Annotated in this window: 15 protein-coding genes; 13 read left to right on the forward strand and 2 right to left on the reverse strand. The window is 40.3% G+C overall.

Going from position 1 to position 17,693, the window contains the following annotated elements; all coding sequences use genetic code 11:
- Positions 1 to 28 precede the first annotated feature (28 nt).
- Positions 29 to 814, reverse strand: coding sequence for an SDR family oxidoreductase (locus OSJ91_RS07560; RefSeq protein WP_350301801.1), 786 nt, complete (start codon positions 812 to 814; stop codon positions 29 to 31).
- Between the two features lie 207 nt (positions 815 to 1,021).
- Between OSJ91_RS07560 and OSJ91_RS07565 the strand changes: the two genes are divergently transcribed.
- From OSJ91_RS07565 to OSJ91_RS07575, 3 genes are all read left to right on the forward strand, one after another.
- Entirely contained in the window at positions 1,022 to 2,020 is a 999-nt protein-coding gene (locus OSJ91_RS07565; RefSeq protein WP_485891864.1) for a Gfo/Idh/MocA family protein, read from the forward strand.
- 81 nt (positions 2,021 to 2,101) lie between these two features.
- Positions 2,102 to 2,410, forward strand: coding sequence for an iron-sulfur cluster assembly accessory protein (locus OSJ91_RS07570; protein WP_485891321.1), 309 nt, complete (start codon positions 2,102 to 2,104; stop codon positions 2,408 to 2,410).
- Positions 2,411 to 2,431: 21 nt separating this feature from the next.
- On the forward strand, positions 2,432 to 3,553 hold the full coding sequence (locus tag OSJ91_RS07575) for an NADH-dependent flavin oxidoreductase (RefSeq protein ID WP_485891322.1): 1,122 nt from the start codon (positions 2,432 to 2,434) through the stop codon (positions 3,551 to 3,553).
- 271 nt (positions 3,554 to 3,824) lie between these two features.
- Here the strand turns inward: OSJ91_RS07575 and OSJ91_RS07580 are convergent, their stop codons facing one another.
- The gene (locus OSJ91_RS07580) at positions 3,825 to 4,835 is read right to left on the reverse strand and encodes a LacI family DNA-binding transcriptional regulator (protein WP_485891323.1); all 1,011 of its coding nucleotides are present in this window, start codon (positions 4,833 to 4,835) and stop codon (positions 3,825 to 3,827) included.
- 396 nt (positions 4,836 to 5,231) lie between these two features.
- Here OSJ91_RS07580 and OSJ91_RS07585 point away from each other — a divergent pair, with 396 nt between their 5' ends.
- The 10 genes from OSJ91_RS07585 to pgmB all read left to right on the forward strand — a co-directional run bounded on the left by OSJ91_RS07585 (position 5,232) and on the right by pgmB (position 17,287).
- Positions 5,232 to 6,914, forward strand: coding sequence for a sugar phosphorylase (locus OSJ91_RS07585; protein WP_485891324.1), 1,683 nt, complete (start codon positions 5,232 to 5,234; stop codon positions 6,912 to 6,914).
- 15 nt (positions 6,915 to 6,929) lie between these two features.
- A complete protein-coding gene (locus OSJ91_RS07590) occupies positions 6,930 to 8,231 on the forward strand; it encodes an ABC transporter substrate-binding protein (protein ID WP_485891325.1) in 1,302 nt (433 codons plus the stop codon).
- Positions 8,232 to 8,364: 133 nt separating this feature from the next.
- On the forward strand, positions 8,365 to 9,240 hold the full coding sequence (locus OSJ91_RS07595) for a carbohydrate ABC transporter permease (RefSeq protein ID WP_485891326.1): 876 nt from the start codon (positions 8,365 to 8,367) through the stop codon (positions 9,238 to 9,240).
- Positions 9,233 to 10,081 (forward strand): carbohydrate ABC transporter permease, encoded by an 849-nt coding sequence (locus tag OSJ91_RS07600; RefSeq protein WP_485891865.1) that lies wholly within the window; start codon positions 9,233 to 9,235, stop codon positions 10,079 to 10,081. Before OSJ91_RS07595 ends, OSJ91_RS07600 begins: the two co-directional genes overlap by 8 nt.
- 37 nt (positions 10,082 to 10,118) lie before the next feature.
- Positions 10,119 to 11,177 (forward strand): zinc-dependent alcohol dehydrogenase, encoded by a 1,059-nt coding sequence (locus OSJ91_RS07605; protein WP_485891327.1) that lies wholly within the window; start codon positions 10,119 to 10,121, stop codon positions 11,175 to 11,177.
- A 106-nt stretch (positions 11,178 to 11,283) separates the two neighbouring features.
- A complete protein-coding gene (locus tag OSJ91_RS07610; RefSeq protein WP_485891328.1) occupies positions 11,284 to 12,099 on the forward strand; it encodes a sugar phosphate isomerase/epimerase family protein in 816 nt (271 codons plus the stop codon).
- Entirely contained in the window at positions 12,096 to 13,130 is a 1,035-nt protein-coding gene (locus tag OSJ91_RS07615; protein WP_485891329.1) for a Gfo/Idh/MocA family protein, read from the forward strand. The genes OSJ91_RS07610 and OSJ91_RS07615 overlap by 4 nt, the downstream gene beginning before the upstream one ends.
- On the forward strand, positions 13,127 to 15,349 hold the full coding sequence (locus tag OSJ91_RS07620; protein ID WP_485891330.1) for a glycoside hydrolase family 65 protein: 2,223 nt from the start codon (positions 13,127 to 13,129) through the stop codon (positions 15,347 to 15,349). The genes OSJ91_RS07615 and OSJ91_RS07620 overlap by 4 nt, the downstream gene beginning before the upstream one ends.
- A gap of 122 nt (positions 15,350 to 15,471) precedes the next feature.
- A complete protein-coding gene (locus OSJ91_RS07625; protein WP_485891331.1) occupies positions 15,472 to 16,629 on the forward strand; it encodes a glycerate kinase in 1,158 nt (385 codons plus the stop codon).
- Complete coding sequence (gene pgmB, locus OSJ91_RS07630; RefSeq protein ID WP_485891332.1) at positions 16,610 to 17,287, forward strand: beta-phosphoglucomutase; 678 nt, start codon at positions 16,610 to 16,612, stop codon at positions 17,285 to 17,287. The genes OSJ91_RS07625 and pgmB overlap by 20 nt, the downstream gene beginning before the upstream one ends.
- The last annotated feature ends 406 nt before the right edge of the window (positions 17,288 to 17,693 follow it).

The raw sequence follows: 17,693 nt of genomic DNA on the forward strand, positions 1-17,693 counted from the left end.
CTTTTTCTTTTAAGGGGTTAAGTATGAATCATAATAGTGATTCTGCTCCATCGATATAAACTTCCGTGCCCGTAACATGGGAAGACATATCTGATGCTAGAAACAATACGAGATCACCAGCTTGTTCGGTAGTCCCTGCTTTCCTCGCAAGGGGCTGGGAGCCTTGCGGATATTCAATGGGAATCGTGATTTTTTTTAAGTTTTCATCTTCCGGGAATGTGTTATCGTGAATGTTCGTATCAATCGAGCCGGGACAAATGGTATTTACCCTGATTTTATATCTTGCCAATTCGAGTGCAGCCATTTTACCGAAAGCGACTTGACCTGCCTTGGATGAACTATAAGCGGAAAAACCAAAATTCTTGAAATATCGGTTTCCATTGATGGAGCTGTTGATTACGATGCTGCCACCCGTTTCCTTCATATAGGGAATGGCGTATTTGATGGTGAGAAAGGTGCCTTTGAGGTTAATTGTATGTGTCTGATCCCAATCTTCTGGCTTTATGTCTTCTATAGGGGCAATCACTCCGTTGATGCCTGCGTTTGCAAATACAAAATCAATTTTCCCAAAATGTTCATAGGCGGTCTTGTAGGCATGTTCAACTTGCTCGGCCTTGGATACATCCGTTTTAATGATTAAAGCCTCTCGACCAAGGTTCTCCACTTCTTCCTTCACCTTTTCGGCATTTTCGACTGTACGGTCAAAAAAGATGATGTTCGCGCCGTTTTCAGCTAGTTTCAGTGCAGCGCCCCGGCCAATTCCCGATCCTCCACCGGTAATGATGGCAACTTTGTTTTTCATTAATTCTGTCATAAACTTCACACTCTCCTTTTAAGTCTTCTATTCCCAATTTGGGAGTATGTAGAAACATCATGGCAGTGGTAATATAGAAAAATTATAAACGAATATTACCTAAAAAATCCAATTTAAACAATTGCGAGTGTTCATTATACTTTGTTTTTCAGTAAAATGTCTGTATATTGAGGACATAATTAAGTTAGCTTGAAAGGGGATAGGATGTTGATAAGATTAGGGGTAATAGGTACAAACTGGATCACGGAACGATTTTTGGAGGCTGCGAAGCATGTAGAGGATTTATCTTTAACCGCCGTGTATTCACGTACAGAAGAGAAAGCAAAGGAATTTGCCAATAAATACGAAGTACATACGACTTTTACGAATTTAGAAGAAATGGCTGCCAGCGATGAAATCGACGCTGTATATATAGCAAGCCCTAACTCTCATCATTGCAGGCAAGCCGTGTTGTTTTTACAAAATAAAAAACATGTATTATGTGAAAAACCAATGGCCTCGAATGCGGCAGAAGTAAGGGAAATGATTGAGGCAGCAAAACAAAATGATGTGCTATTGATGGAAGCGATGAAATCGACCATCATGCCGAATTTTGAAAGTATAAAAGGGAATCTGGATAAAATCGGGAAGATTAGGCGTTTTTCGGGAAGCTTTTGCCAATATTCATCACGCTATGATTCATATAAACAAGGAACTGTGCTGAATGCATTCAATCCGGAATTCTCCAGTGGCTCTTTAATGGATTTAGGCATTTACGTCCTCTATCCACTTGCTGTACTGTTCGGTAAACCGAATAAGGTGCAGGCATCAGGAACGATGCTTGAATCAGGAGTTGATGGGCAGGGGACGATTCTGCTTTCTTATGATGAAATGGAGGCAGTCGTCATGTTTTCCAAGATTACTGAATCCAATTTGCCATCGGAAATTCAAGGTGAACTTGGGAGCATCATCATTCAGAAAATTTCAGGACCGCAAGCGGTGGATATTCAGTATCGGGATGGAACCACTGAAAATATTTCGGTTAAACAGGATATGCCTTCCATGTATTATGAAGCGAAAGAATTTGTTGATTTGATACAGCAGGGGAAAATGGAATCCGATATAAATTCATATTCGAATTCACTGTTGACCATGGAAATCATGGATGAAGCAAGAAAGCAAATCGGCATCGCCTTTCCTTCAGACCGAGGACATGGTCAATCATGAAGGGGGAAAATGGATGTTACTGATAACCCTTAATTGGGTAGAATTCAGTACAGGGATAATTTTATTGTTGGGGGTATGGACATGAATTGCAAAATAAATCGCAATGCAGCAAAAATCTTACAAAAAATGCTGAGCACTGAAGAAGCCGAAGGGAAAATGATTCGTGTATATATCACCCATATGCATGGCGATCATGCCCATTATGACATGAAGCTGGATACACCGGCAGAGCATGATGAAATCGTCAAAACAGATAAAGAAATCGATATTTTGCTTGATTCACGTGAAGAATTTCTTGATGGTGTCTGGATTAAATATTTTTATGTACCTGAAGAAGGCTTTGAAATCACTAATCCTTCTAAAGAACCGCACGGACATCATCACCACTAAGAGTAAAGGGGGAGGATTGGCATGAATCAAAAATACGAAAAGATTTTTCAACCATATATATTTCCATCAGGGGTAGAAGTGAAAAATCGTATCATGATGGCTCCTATGACCACTTATTCTTCGGATGATAAAGGCGTTGTAACCGATGACGAACTGTCCTATTACGCTGAACGATCGGCTGGTGTAGGTGCGGTGGTCACGGCATGTGCCTATGTATCTGCTGGAGGCAAGGGATTCCCAGGCCAACTTAGTGCAGATGACGATTTCTTTATCCCATCCTTGAGAAAACTAGCCGAAACGATTCAGTCCAACGGCTCAAAAGCGATCCTGCAAATATATCACGGAGGCCGGCAAAGTCCGCCGGAATTATTGCCTGATAACCAACCTGTTTCTGCAAGTGCCATTGCTTCCAGCGAGGAAGCACCTGTACCGCGGGAAATGAGTGAAGATGAAATACAAGACATTATTAATGCATTTGGAGAAGCAACAAGAAGGGCAATCGAAGCAGGATTCGATGGTGTGGAAATCCATGGTGCCAATACGTACTTGCTGCAGCAATTCTTCTCGCCACACTCGAACCGTCGTACGGATAACTGGGGTGGAACACTGGGAAAACGATTGATTTTCCCGCTTACCATTGTGAATGAGGTCGAGAAAACGGTTGCTGAGCATGCGAAAAAGCCGTTTATCATCGGCTACCGCCTTTCTCCTGAAGAAGGCAGCAATCCTGGAATCACCTTAGATGATACAATTCAATTCGTTGATAGATTAGCGAATCAAAACCTGGATTATCTACATATATCGGTAGGCCATTTCTGGAATGGCTCATTCCGCGAGAGTGATAGGACAAAGTCGCGCATCGTTAAAATTTACGATAAAGTAGGTAATCGTATCCCTGTTGTCGGTGTAGGCTCACTGCATACACCCGATGAAGTTGCAGAAGCTATGGAAACGGGTGTCCCTTTTATCGCCCTTGGCCGCGAACTTCTTATGGAACCGCATTGGATTGAAAAAATCAGGTCTGGAAAAGAAGCGGAAATACGGACCACCCTTTCAAAAAAAGATCAGGATGAATTGGTCATTCCAGATCCGCTTTGGGAAAAGTTGATTGGGATAAAAGGTTGGCTCCCGGTTGTGGAGTGATTACAACATCTTGAATATGTGTAACCCGTCCTCCTTAGGTGGACGGGTTTTTGTTTTTATTCCAAAAAGGCTCGATGAGTTCCATAACTAAAAGAAGTCTGCATTTGTTATTTAACAATAATAAATGCAGGCTTCTTTTATTAATATATCTTAGGGCTTCTCGTCCATGATCCGTATTTTTAAGACAAACAAGCAGAATTGTGAACCTTTCCCTTTTAAAATGTTTCCAAACCCTTTATGGGAAGACACTTTGGATAATTATTTTAAAAAATCAAATTTCAGCTACGGAATTTTGGATAATGTTTTCAGTTGGAATGATGGTATGTGGTATCTGATCTTGATTACCTTTTATCTTTGTAAAGAGAACCTGTACAGCAATATCTCCTAATTTTTTTACAGGGATTTCCTTGCAAGTCAAAGAGGGAGAGAGAAATGGGTGTAAATTTGAATTACTGTAACCTACGATGGATAGGTCTTTCGGTATGGAAATTCCATTTTCCGCTGCCATCTTATAGATACTCATCACCTTAAGATCATCAGTTGCAAAAACGGCTGTCGGCCGGTTATTTCCCAATAGTTGTTTTGTTGCTTGATGTGCGGCATCGATCGTATACCCACTGTTGATAATCCATTCATTCTTTAGTGGGAGCCCGTTATTCTTAATGCATGATTTATATCCTTCCAAGCGATCGATGGAAACATGATAATCGAGTGGAGAATGTAAGCAGGCAATATCACGGTGTCCCTTATCGATCAAATATTGCGTCAAATCATAACTGTCCTTGTAGTTATTCGTGTCTACGGAAAAAACGTTTTTGTAATGACCTTCTACCTTTCCAATGACTACTATAGGGATATTAAATGGATCTATTTGTTGAAAGAAGTTTTCATTTGCAGGGGAACTTAGCATAATGATCCCTTTTATTAATTTATCCTTTATTTTCCTGATGCACTTTTGAAGTTCATCCTGACTGTTTTTCGCAGTCTGTAAAATCACATCGAAGTTTTCGTCTTCAGCATTGGTTGATATTGTATGAATGATCTCTGAGAAAAATGGGTTATTCTCGGTAGTTTTGGCTGAACGCGATAGTACCATGATCGCGTCAAATCCGGAAGATAGGGCCCGGGCTAATTTACTAGGTTGATAATTTAATTGTTCAATTGCTTTTAACACGCGCTCCCGCGATTCAACAGAGATGTTGCTTTGATTGTTTAGCACACGTGATACGGTGGATTTTGAAACCTCTGCAACACGGGCAATATCGTAGATAGTGTGTCCCAATCAAGTTCTCCCCCTCCTAGTAGATTATCTGTATATTCCTGAATTTTTATTGGTGTTTATGTACCACTGGGAAAATGGATTAATTTTTTATTTATTTTTATAGATTGATCTTCAATTTAATAATAATAGAGAGCGGTTTCATAGGGTAAATTATATTGATGAATCAGGATAGTGGCAATAGAAATTTTAAAAGTAGGAGGCAATCTTGCAATGAAAAGTAGTTTCTGGACTTCATGCAAAATTAGGTGAACCCTCTAAAATAAAAGCGTGGTTCCCGATTTGGGTTCTTGTTGACAGAGAACGCTTACTGTATTATATTTTGTTTGTGGGAGCGGTTCCACAAGAAAATATTTAACTATTAATTTATATGGAAACGGTTCCAAGAAGGGGGCGTATATGGAATATATTAAACAGAGATTATCTGCAATTTATGGAGAATCTGATGCACAAAAGGTTTGGGCTGACTTAAAAGGTAAACTGGTACAAGCAAAAGAAACACCTTATAAAGAAAGAAAACAAAGATGGGATGAGAAAGATATCGTCTTGATTACATATTCGGATCAATTTCAGGAGGAAGGCCAGCCTACACTGGCGACCTTTGAGAAGGTATTTGATCGTTACTTGGCAGACAAATTTGAAATTGTCCATCTGCTGCCTTTTTATCCGTATTCGTCGGATGATGGTTTTTCGGTAGTCGATTATAAGAAGGTCAATCCAATTGCGGGAGATTGGGAGGATGTTGAAAAACTATCGAAAAAAACGAGAATCATGTTTGATTATGTGTGCAATCATATTTCAGCAAAGAGTGATTGGTTTAAAGAGTACATAAAAGGAAACCCGGAATATTCCAACTTTTTTACAGAGATGGACCCAAATGTAGATCTGAGTTCAGTAACAAGACCAAGATCCACACCCGTCCTCACCAGGTTTCAAATGGAGGATGGATCAGAAAAGCATATTTGGACGACGTTTAGTGAAGATCAAATTGATTTGAATTTCAAAAACCCAAAAGTTTTATTGAGAATGATTGATATTCTATTATTCTATATGGAGCAAGGTGCGGAATATATCAGGCTAGATGCGGTAGGGTTCATGTGGAAAGAAGTCGGAGGGACTTGTATCCATCTTGAAAAAACGCACCAAATCATAAAATTGTTCCGTGATATTGTTGAGGAAGTTGCTAAAGGAACTGTCCTCATCACTGAAACGAATGTACCTCATAAGGATAATATTTCATATTTCGGCAATGGTAGCGATGAAGCACATATGGTTTATCAATTCCCTTTACCGCCGCTCGTGCTCTACTCGTTTAATCGCGGAAATGGGAGCGCTCTCACAGAGTGGGCACGAAATCTACAGCCGGCAGGGGAGAATACAACATTCTTTAATTTCCTTGCTTCACACGACGGTATTGGATTGAATCCTATTCGCGGCATTATCCCAGAAGATGAGATTCTCAATCTGGTAGCAGACTTGAAAAGGGAAGGCGCAAAAGTTAACTACAAAAAAAATCCTGATGGAACGGAAAGTCCATATGAAATCAATGTGACATACTTGGACGCTTTGAATAAACTGTCGGATGATGATGAATTAAGGGTGAAACGCTTTTTGGCCGCACATTCTATTTTATTATCCCTTCAGGGAGTGCCGGCGGTTTATATCCAGAGTATATTAGGATCTAGAAATGATTATGAAGGTGCGGCCAAAACAGGAATGAACCGTTCAATTAACCGCCAAAAGTATAGATTGGATAAAATTGAAACGGAACTGGAGAAAGCAGGTTCTTTGCGAAGCAGGATATATAGAGAGTTAACGAACCTTATCCAAATTAGGAAAGCAGAAGCATTATTTCATCCAGATGTGCCGATGGAAATTTTGGATAAAGGTGAAAAAGTATTTGCACTTAAAAGAGGCGATGATTCCCAAAAAAGTCTGATCATTATTCACAATATTGCGAATGAATCTGTGGATTGCCAGGTTTCAGGAAATTTTATAAATGTAATGACTGGGGAAGAAATGGCTTTCGACGGTACTATTACACTAAATCCCTATCAATTCCTGTGGTTGAAAGCGATTTAACTAGGAGGCAAAAAGATGAAAATCAAAATCCCAAGTTTGGTAGTTATCTTAGTTTTAAGCATTACTTTATCAGCATGCGGTTGGAACGAAAAGACAGGAGAAAATGCAAAAACAACGATTGAGTTCATGCATTCCTCTGTAGAGCAAGAGCGTCTAGCTGTCATCAACAAGCTGGTAAAAAGGTTTGAGAAGGAAAATCCCACTATTAAAATCAAGCAAATTCCGGTTCAAGAAGGTTCATATAATACAAAAATCATCACTTTAGCAAGTGCCGGAAAACTTCCTGCGGTCCTTGAAGTCGGACAGGATTATGCCAAAGTCATGGATAAAGAACAACTTATCGACAAAGAGGCAGTTAGTAATACGCTCGATAAAGCTGGTAAGGAAGACTTTTATGATGGTGCCTTAAAACTAGTAACACCAGAAGATGGGAAAGGACACACGGGTGTCCCTATCAGTGGCTGGGTTCAAGGCATTTGGTTTAATAAAGAAATGCTGGCATCTAAAGGATTTGAAGAGCCGAAAACGTGGGAAGATGTAATGTCGATCGCAAAGGCATTTACTGACAGCAGCAATAAAAAGTATGGTATTGGTTTGCCGACTGTTGAAGGGGGATTTTCAGAGCAGGCATTCTCACAATTTGCTCTTTCAAACAATGCGAATGTACTTGATGGCAAAGGGCAGTTGGATTTTAATAAAAAGGCGATGAAAGAAGCGCTGACTTATTATAAAGAATTGGCCCAATACACTATGCCCGGTTCAAATGATACCACTGAAGTGAAAGATGCTTTCATGAATGGCACAACACCAATGGCGGTATATTCAACTTATATCCTGCCTTCTGTATACGAAGAAGGCGATGCAGGAAATATTGGGTTTGCAATTCCAGAGAAAAAAACAAAAGCGGTGTTTGGAACAGTTTCTGCAATCACGATCTCTTCTGGATTGGATGATACTCAAAAAGAAGCAGCACAGAAATTCACAACGTTTTTGTCCAAACCGGAAAATATGACCGAGTGGGTTTTAATGTCGCCAGGCGGTGCACAACCAGTTAGTAAAGCGGTTACAGAAAATGCTGCATATACGGCAAATGAAGTTGTAAAAGCCTTCGGAGACTTATCAACCGAAATCGCAGCATCATTTAATGATATCCAAGTGTTTGGTTTGGTTGGTGAAAAAAACTACTTGAAAATGGGAGATATATCGAGTTCAGGCACTATTCCCAAATTAGTGAATGATATAACAGTCGGTGAAAAAAGCGTTGATATGGAACTTAAAAGCGCTGAACAGAAAATGAAAGAAGTCTTAAAAAAATAAGGCATTAGAGAAGGTGTTTAAGGCCCTCTATTTTTAGAAATATGTCCAAGGTCTACGCCTAACGATAAAGGTAGAAAATCCCTTATTGGTTTGAACAATTTAAAAAATGTGATTATTTAGGGGGACCGTGAAAATGAAAAAAAGAGGGAAATCAGATTTGAAATTGGCAGTGGTGCTACTTTTCCCAAGTGTCTTTTTAGTGCTTTTGCTGGTTGCATACCCAATGATATCTAACATAAAGATCAGCTTTTTTGATCTTCCAATTAACCCAAGGCTAAGTGCAACTTTTGTCGGGTTAAATAACTATACAGATATACTGACGGATATCGAATTTTTAAAATCATTGGGAATTACACTTTTATACATGATTTTAGCGGTGGCAGGGAGTACAGCCTTGGGATTGGTTGTGGCAATCTTTTTTAACCGTCCATTCAAATTCCGTAAGGCTGCCCGTTCAATGATTATTCTGTCTTATGTTACGCCTTCAATTTCTTTGGTATTTGCTTGGAAATACATGTTCAATAATGGCTATGGTGTCGTAAACCATTTAGGGGTTGACGTGTTTCATTTATTTGAAAAGGCACCACTCTGGTTTGACAATCCTGTTAGCAGCTTCATTCTAGTCGTTCTTTTTGCAATATGGAGATACTTTCCTTATGCGTTCATCTCATTCCTGGCGATATTGCAGACGGTGGATAAAAGTTTATATGAGGCGGCAGAAATTGATGGGGCTTCCACATGGGAAAAGTTCAAAAACGTTACCATTCCGGCAATTATGCCTGTGCTGATAACCATTATAACTCTACGTTCCATCTGGTTGTTCTATATGTTCACAGATGTATATCTGTTAACAAACAAAGTGAATATTATTGGAATTTACCTATATGAAACGGCATTTGCTTTTAATGATCTCGGCAAAGCCGCATCCATCTCTGTAATTCTTTTTATCATTCTTTCTATCGTTATAATAGCATCAAGAAAGCGGGTGAAATTAAATGGCAATGGCTAGCAGTAAAAAGAATAAAGCAGCAAGAAAGATCGGGTTTTATCTTGGGCTGATCACCCTGTTGACTATTTCCCTATTCCCTTTCTTCATCATGTTGATGACTTCCTTTAAAAGTTCTAAGGAAGCGGTTGCCACTAACCCATCCTTTTTTCCGGAAGATTGGACATTCCAGCATTATGTCGATATCTTTAATCCCGATATCTTCCCCTATTTAGCTTATTTTAAAAATAGTTTAATAGTGGCCCTTACTGCAGCATTGCTGTCCGTTGCAATAGGCATTTTCGGGGCTTACGCCCTTTCGAAGTTGAAATTTATCGGTAAAACCACCATTAATGCTAGTTTTTATACGGTGTATATGTTGTCTGGGATTTTGCTTGTCGTTCCTTTATTTAAAATCATCTCCGGACTTGGGTTATATGATACGAAAACAGCACTGATTATCACGATGATTGTTCAAACGCTTCCAACCTCGATATTCATGTTAAAAAGTTATTTTGACACTATCCCAGAGGATCTGGAGGAAGCGGCGATGATTGACGGGTTGAACCGTGTGCAGATCATTTTCTATATTATCATTCCACTAGCCTTATCAGGTATCATATCCGTTTTTGTATATTCCTTTATGGTCGCTTGGAATGATTACCTATTTGCATCCATTTTCTTATCGGATTCCGCAAACTTCACACTTCCAATCGGCTTAAATGCTTTGTTCAGTACACCTGACTATATATGGGGCAGAATGATGGCTGCTTCGCTTATAACGGCGCTGCCTGTTGTAGGGATGTACGCAATCTCAGAGCACTTCATAAAAGGAAACGTAACTGAAGGTGGAGTGAAAGGGTAAACGGAAAATTCAAATAATTGAGAGAAGGTAATTTATTTTGAAAAAACTAGTTGCAGTAAAACCAAGAGTAGCGGAATTGCTGGAATATGAAGACAGTTCCATAAAGTCAAATGAAGTGAAAATAGAAGTGCAGTTTGCCTCTCCTAAACATGGCACGGAAGTTATAGATTTTCGCGGGATGACTCCTTTTATGGATGAGAACTTTTCTGAAGAATGGCGGATGTTTATGCCCCGGGAAGAAGGTACAACTAAAGGGATCGTATTTGGTGAATTCCAGCTTGGAAATATGGTTGTTGGTCAAATAATCGAAGTAGGGTCCGAAGTAACGGGATACCAGGTGGGGGAGACGGTTTGTACATATGGACCAATCAGGGAGACTGTTATTGTAAATGCGGTTGATAACCACCGTTTACGTAAAATGCCAGAAGGTTCTAAATGGCAAAATGCAGTATGTTATGATCCTGCACAATTTGCAATGAGCGGTGTACGCGATGCTAATGTTCGCGCAGGTGATTACGTAGTTGTGGTTGGGCTGGGTGCAATTGGTCAACTGGCAATCCAGTTGGCTAAAAAAGCAGGTGCGAGTATTGTTGTCGGAATTGACCCTCTGAACCAGCGCCGGGATATTGCACTTCGTAACGGGGCGGATATTTGTTTAGATCCAACTGCTTGCGATGTAGGATTTGAAGTGAAAAAGCTGACAAATAAAATAGGGGCTGATTCAATCATTGAAACAAGCGGCAATGCTGCAGCTCTTCAGGCGGCACTAAAGGGTATTGCATATGGCGGGACCATCTCATATGTAGCCTTTGGGAAAGCTTTCCCTGAAGGGTTGAATTTTGGGCGTGAAGCTCATTTCAATAATGCTAAGATTGTATTCTCCCGCGCTGCCAGCGAACCTAATCCAGATTATCCACGATGGAATAGAAAGCGGATAGAGGAGACCTGCTGGGAGTTGCTGATGAACGGGTATCTGAATTGTGAAGACATCATCGAACCAATCGTACCATTTGAAAAGTGTGCAGAAGCGTACATGGAATATGTAGATCAGCATCCTGAACTAAGTATTAAAATGGGTATCGAGTATAAAAAATAAAAATGAGTTAGACCAGCTGTAGCGGTTTCCTTACGATTTGAAAAAATGCAAACCGCTTATATTGGTGAATTTTTCATTTTAATACATGTGTTTGGGGGAGTTTTTAATGAAAATTGGTACACAGGACCAGGAGTTTTTCCCTAGGAATATCAAAGAAAAATTTCATTTTTTAAAAGAGGCTGGCTTCGAAGGATTTGAAATTGATGGCAGACTTTTAGTTGACAATCTAGACGAAATAAAAGATGCCATAGCGGAAACAGGAATTCCGGTAACGACTGCCTGCGGAGGCTATACAGGCTGGATTGGTGACTTTATCGAAGAACGCAGACTAAATGGTTTAGGTGAAATCAAAAAAATCCTGGAAGCGTTACAAGAAGTAGGTGGGAAGGGGATTGTGGTTCCAGCTGCATGGGGCATGTTCACTTACCGTCTGCCCCCAATGGTTTCTCCCAGAAGCCGGGAGGGTGATAAACAGTCCATAAGCAATTCCCTTCTATACTTGGACACAATCGCAAAAGAGACAGAGACGACTATTTTCCTGGAACCATTGAATCGCTATCAGGATCATATGATCAACACATTAGCCGACGCAAGAAGTTATATAGAAGAAAATAATTTAAACAATGTAAAAATCATTGCGGACTTCTATCATATGAATATTGAAGAAGATGATATTTCAGAGGCATTACACACAAATCGGGACTTGATTGGGCACATTCACTTGGCGGATAATCATCGTTTTCAGCCGGGGAGCGGCTCACTGGATTTCAAGACACCATTCAATCAACTAAAAGAAGATGGATATGATGGCTTTTTAACACTTGAATGCCGTGTAAGGGGAAATGATCCAAAAGAAGAATATTTAAAAGCATTGCGTCACCTCCACCAATCATTAGGCTTTAGAGGGGCTGAACAAGGATGAAGAAGAAAGTTGCGATAATTGGTGGAGGACAAACGGCAGAAAAAGTGCATGTTCCCTACTATCTTACACGTGAAGAAGTAGAAATTGTTGCAGTCGTTGGTCGAAATATTGAGCGGACAAAAAACTTTGCGGAACGGAACGGAATAGCACGTTCCTATACAGATGCAGATGAGATGTTTCAGGCAGAACAGCCTGACATCGTCAGTGTCTGCACGCCGAATCGATATCATTATGAAAATGTGATAAAGGCATTGGAATACGGCTGTCATGTAATGTGTGAGAAACCGCCGGCTATATCCGCTATAGAAGCAAAGCATATGCAAGAAGTTGCTAAAGAAAACAATCTTATTCTTGCATATAATTTTCATCACCGTTTTGCTGATGATGTTAAAATTTTGCGAAAAAAAGTGACAGAAGGTGTGTTGGGGGATATTTATGTCGTAAAAGCAAAAGCCCTGCGCCGAAGCGGTGTACCAGGGTGGGGGAATTTCATAAATAAAGAAGCTCAAGGAGGGGGGCCGCTAATAGATTTGGGTGTCCACATGCTTGATGCCGCCCTCTATGTGTTGGGTTATCCAAAAGTGGAGAAGGTAACGGCCAAGATGTTTCAAAAAATTGGCTCAAAAAAATCACATGGATCTTTTGGGGAATGGGATCCAAAAAAGTTTGAAGTGGAAGATTCCCTTTTTGGATTCATTGAGCTTGAAGGCGGTTGCTTGCTGCAACTCGAGACTTCATTCGCTTTAAATATTAAAGAAACATCAATCATGAATGTGGAATTCTGTGGAGATGAGGCGGGAGCAACACTTTTTCCTGCCAGTATTTATACTGATCAAAAAGGTGAATTAGTGACGATTTTGGACAGAAAGACAGCTGATCCAGACAGGCTTCAGAAAGGATTGGCTGCTTTTGTTGATAAATGTTTGGGCAAGGAAGTCATGGTGGCTAATGGAAGAGAAGGTTACTTGATCTTGCAACTTATCGAAGCTCTCTATCAATCTGCTGAAAAAGGTGAAAGTGTAACCATATGAAAAAATTAGAGGAAAAGGAATTTGACCTGCGTTGTATAAATAAATTTGCTAGTTTAATGACAATAGGCAATGGATACTGTGGTCTGCGTGCCACTCATGAAGAAAACTATGCAAATCAAACACGAGGTATGTATGTAGCCGGTATTTATAATAGAGCAACGGCTAATGAACCGTCCGAATTAGTCAATTTGCCAGATATGATAGGAATGAATATTGAGGTTGATGGAGAAACTTTTTCCCTGCTAACGGGGGAAGTCCTTTCATATAAACGCCAGCTAAACTTTGAGACCGGGGAATTAAACCGTGAAATATTATGGAAAAGCAAATCAGGTGCACGATACCGTTTTACTTTTCAACGTTTTGCAGCAAAAAATGACCTTCATGTCCTAGGTACTAAATTAACGGTCATTTCTTTAGACAAAACCACTCAAATAAAAATAGTTACTGGAATCAATGCGCAGCAAACTAACTTTGGAAGACAGCATCTTATTGAAGAAAAGGTTCGTGTAATTGAGGGGGACTTAATACAGGGTATCTATAAAACTACTGAATCAGGGCATACGATTGCACTTGCAGCGTGTTTTACGTGTTCAGGCGAAAGTGATATATCTTATTCGGCAAAAAATAGGCAGCTGCTATCCACGATCAAGCAGGACCTTCTGCCTGATACCCCTTTTACTCTAGAGAAAATCGGTGCCGTTTATACGTCCCTGGATGCAGATATTATGGGGAAAAGCCCTGAAGTGGCCAGTGTTGTGGCCATAAGAAAATACTCTTCATATGGATATGACGCTTTACTTGAAAAGTCAGCAGGGAGGTGGGCGCAATTTTGGAAGCAAAATCGCATCGAAATTACGTCAACTAGGGATTTTGATCAGCTTGCTGTTGATTTTTCTTTATATCAAATAGAAGTCATGACACCTGCACATGATGAACGCTTCAGTGTCGGTGCGAAGGGTTTGACGGGAGAAGGATACAAAGGTCATGTTTTTTGGGATACTGAAATGTTCATTTTACCATTCCATCTGTTTACAGATCCGGAAAAAGCGAGAAAACTATTGCGTTACCGTTATTTAAAACTGGAACATGCAAAAGCAAAAGCTGCGGCCAATGGATTCGAAGGTGCTTTATTCCCTTGGGAAAGTGCTTTAACCGGAGAAGAGGAAACACCTGAATTTGCGGCCATTAATATTAAAACTGGAAAGCGGCAGAAGGTGGCATCCGCCATAGCTGAACATCATATTGTGGCTGACATTGCTTATACAGTCGTGGAGTATTACCAAAATACATTAGATGATGCTTTTATGAGAAAAGAAGGGCTTGAACTGCTTAAAGAAACGAGCCGGTTTTGGATCAGCAGGGCTGTAGAAGAAAATGGGCAGTTGGTTATCAAAGATGTCATCGGGCCGGATGAATACACAGAACACGTTGATAATAATGCATTTACAAACTATATGGCTTGGAACAATGTTGAGCAGGCACTATTTTTTATGGATAAGTATGGGGATTCAGATGGTTTGTTAATGGAACGAGGACAGGAATTTCTAAAGCGTTTATATTTACCTAAGGCTAATGATCATAAAATCATTCCCCAGGATGATACATTCCTCAGCAAGCCTGAAATCGACCTTTCCCGCTATAAAGAATCTCAGGGCAGTCAAGGGATTCTTATGGATTATTCACGTCAAGAAGTAAATGAAATGCAAATTTTAAAACAAGCGGATGTCGTTATGCTGCTTTATTTATTTCCGGAGCTATTTCCAAGTGATATAATCTCTGAAAATTTGCATTATTACGAGGAGCACACCATACACGATTCTTCACTGAGCAAAGCGATTCATGCCATAGTTGCAGCAAGAGCGGGTGAACTAGAAAAGTCATATGAATTTTTCCATGAAGCATCTTTAATCGACTTGGGCCCGAACCCACTATCTTCAGATGAAGGGCTTCATGCTGCATCCCTTGGTGCCATCTGGATGGCAACCATGTTCGGTTTTGCGAATATCTCGATTAAGGATCATCGCTTAAGTTTAAAACCTAACTTGCCATCTGACTGGTCGGAACTTGCCTTTCCATTAATTTTCCGAGGGTCGCGCCTACATATCAACCTTACACATGATCAAGCCGTAATAACGAAAGTTTCGGGTGATGATGTACTAATAGAACTAAACGGTGCTGAATATTCGCTATCGAGCAAAATTGAAGTAAGTTTCCAATAAGAAGAAGTACTGCCGCTCTTAAAAGCATCGTACTTGCAAGGAAATCATCTGAAATGGGATATTACTCGCTTGCTTTCACGATTATTCATAAGAACTAGTTAGGTATCATTCAGGAGGCAAACATGAAAATTGTAATTGCACCAGATTCATTTAAAGAGAGTTTACCATCCGACCAGGTCGCAAGAGCCATACAATCCGGATTCATGTCCATTTTTCCGAAAGCGGAGTATCATTTGCTTCCAATTGCAGACGGCGGTGAAGGTACTGTTCAAGCTTTGGTTTCCGCTCACAGGGGAAGAGTAGAGAGCATTTCTGTTACCGGTCCACTAGGACTGCCGGTTGAAGCGGATATAGCTTTCTCGAAAGATGGTGAGACAGCATTTATCGAAATGGCGGAAGCATGCGGATTACATCTTGTACCTATAGATCAACGAAATCCCTTACTAACTACATCTTTTGGTGTGGGAGAACTTATTCTTCACGCTGTTAACCAAGGTGCCTCGGAACTGATCATCGGAGTTGGCGGGAGTTCAACCAATGATGGGGGAGTAGGCATGGCTTCCGCTCTTGGTTATGAATTTTTTGATGGTGAAAGAAAAGCAGTAAAGGGTGCCGGCAGGGATCTTTTTAATATTGTGTCTTTGTCTGAAAGTAACCGTGACAGGCGATTAGAATCTGTAAATATTACGATTGCAGCAGATGTGGACAATCCCTTAACGGGCAATAACGGTGCAACCTATATTTACGGTCCACAAAAAGGGCTTCCTGAAGAGTTGCTGGATGAAATGGATCATGCCATGGGCAGGTTTTATCAAATGGCAGGCAACTACTTAGGAATGGATGTCTCCTCCTTACCAGGGAGTGGTGCAGGTGGAGGGATGGGCGCCGGACTGGTGTTATTTACAGGAGCTAAACTAAAAAAGGGCATTGAACTTATGATGGAGCATCTAAAGGTGAAAGAAATTTGCCAGGATGCAGATATAGTGATTGTGGGGGAAGGGAAAATAGACGGCCAAACAATATATGGAAAAGCACCCTCAGGTGTAGCCAAATGCGCACCACCAAAAGCAAAAGTAATAGCGATTTGCGGAAGTGTGGGTGAGGGATCTGATGTTCTTTACAATCATGGATTCGATGCCATATTCCCTACCATTCCTGCAATGCTGCCGATTGAAGACATCCTTGGCGGTGCATTTAAAAATATAGAGAGAACATCTCGGAATGTTGCAGCACTTCTTCGAAAAGAGAGGGACGGTTATTATGGAAGAAAAATTTATTGATGCAGTAGTATTTGATCTTGATGGAGTCATTACTGATTCAGCGCATTATCATTTCCTGGCTTGGCGAGAACTGGCTCATGAACTAGGTATTAGTATTAACGAGGTCTTTAACGAGAGGCTTAAGGGGGTAAGCCGAATGGATTCCCTTGAGCTGATTTTACAAGAGGGAAATCAGCAAAATGACTTTACTTTAAGCGAAAAAGAAACAATGGCTGAAAAAAAGAACCTTCACTACTGCGAATTTCTGAAGAAATTGACACCTCAAGATATAATGCCAGGGATTTTGGAGCTCATTACCAATATTAAATTCGAAGGAATTTCCATTGGTCTTGCTTCTGTTTCCAGAAATGCAAGCACCGTATTAAAGGCACTCCAGTTAGAGGATACTTTTGATTACGTTGTAGATGCTGCAAAAGTGAAAAAATCGAAACCTGATCCGGAAATTTTCTTGACGGCATGTAAACAACTGGATGCGAACCCAAATCGATCAATCGGAATTGAAGATGCTTCTGCAGGGATTGACTCCATCAAGGCAAGCGGAATGTTCGCTGTAGGTGTGGGAAATACCCTTAATAAAGCCGATTATAAGGTACATGCAACGAAAGAACTTCATTGGGAAATGATAAAGGCTGAATATAAAACATGGATAGAAAGATGATTCTCCAAGATACTGCCTAATTACAGTGGGCAGTAATAATCCAGGCAGTGCACTGTCAGTGCATACGATGGTAACAGAAAAGGCTGAAGTGAATCAGTAAAAACTTTGATGCCCAATCGGCTTGAATTTTTCATTTCAAAGTTGCAACGGTCGTTCTTTTTTATAACGGGTTCAAACCTGGAACAAAAAACAATGCTTTCGTTTTGTGTCCCGCACTATCATTGACTGTTTTCTTCCAAAATGACTTACCGACACATGCTCCCGGTTGTGGAGTGATTACAACATCTTGAATATGTGTAACCCGTCCTCCTTAGGTGGACGGGTTTTTGCATGTGTTCATATGAAACTATAAATCAATCATCTTCAGCTAGAAAAAGAGAGGTTGATTCAGCAGAATTCTGGATTT

Source organism: Bacillus sp. T-10(2022) (assembly GCF_056502895.1).

Bases quoted from the DNA above. Each gene is read 5' to 3' on its own strand.
- OSJ91_RS07625 (WP_485891331.1), top strand. From the start codon at position 15,472: ATGAAAATTGTAATTGCACCAGATTCATTTAAAGAGAGTTTACCATCC.
- OSJ91_RS07590 (WP_485891325.1), top strand. From the start codon at position 6,930: ATGAAAATCAAAATCCCAAGTTTGGTAGTTATCTTAGTTTTAAGCATT.
- OSJ91_RS07575 (WP_485891322.1), top strand. From the start codon at position 2,432: ATGAATCAAAAATACGAAAAGATTTTTCAACCATATATATTTCCATCA.
- OSJ91_RS07595 (WP_485891326.1), top strand. From the start codon at position 8,365: ATGAAAAAAAGAGGGAAATCAGATTTGAAATTGGCAGTGGTGCTACTT.
- OSJ91_RS07570 (WP_485891321.1), top strand. From the start codon at position 2,102: ATGAATTGCAAAATAAATCGCAATGCAGCAAAAATCTTACAAAAAATG.
- OSJ91_RS07610 (WP_485891328.1), top strand. From the start codon at position 11,284: ATGAAAATTGGTACACAGGACCAGGAGTTTTTCCCTAGGAATATCAAA.
- OSJ91_RS07600 (WP_485891865.1), top strand. From the start codon at position 9,233: ATGGCTAGCAGTAAAAAGAATAAAGCAGCAAGAAAGATCGGGTTTTAT.
- OSJ91_RS07615 (WP_485891329.1), top strand. From the start codon at position 12,096: ATGAAGAAGAAAGTTGCGATAATTGGTGGAGGACAAACGGCAGAAAAA.
- OSJ91_RS07585 (WP_485891324.1), top strand. From the start codon at position 5,232: ATGGAATATATTAAACAGAGATTATCTGCAATTTATGGAGAATCTGAT.
- OSJ91_RS07620 (WP_485891330.1), top strand. From the start codon at position 13,127: ATGAAAAAATTAGAGGAAAAGGAATTTGACCTGCGTTGTATAAATAAA.
- OSJ91_RS07560 (WP_350301801.1), bottom strand. From the start codon at position 814: ATGACAGAATTAATGAAAAACAAAGTTGCCATCATTACCGGTGGAGGA.
- pgmB (WP_485891332.1), top strand. From the start codon at position 16,610: ATGGAAGAAAAATTTATTGATGCAGTAGTATTTGATCTTGATGGAGTC.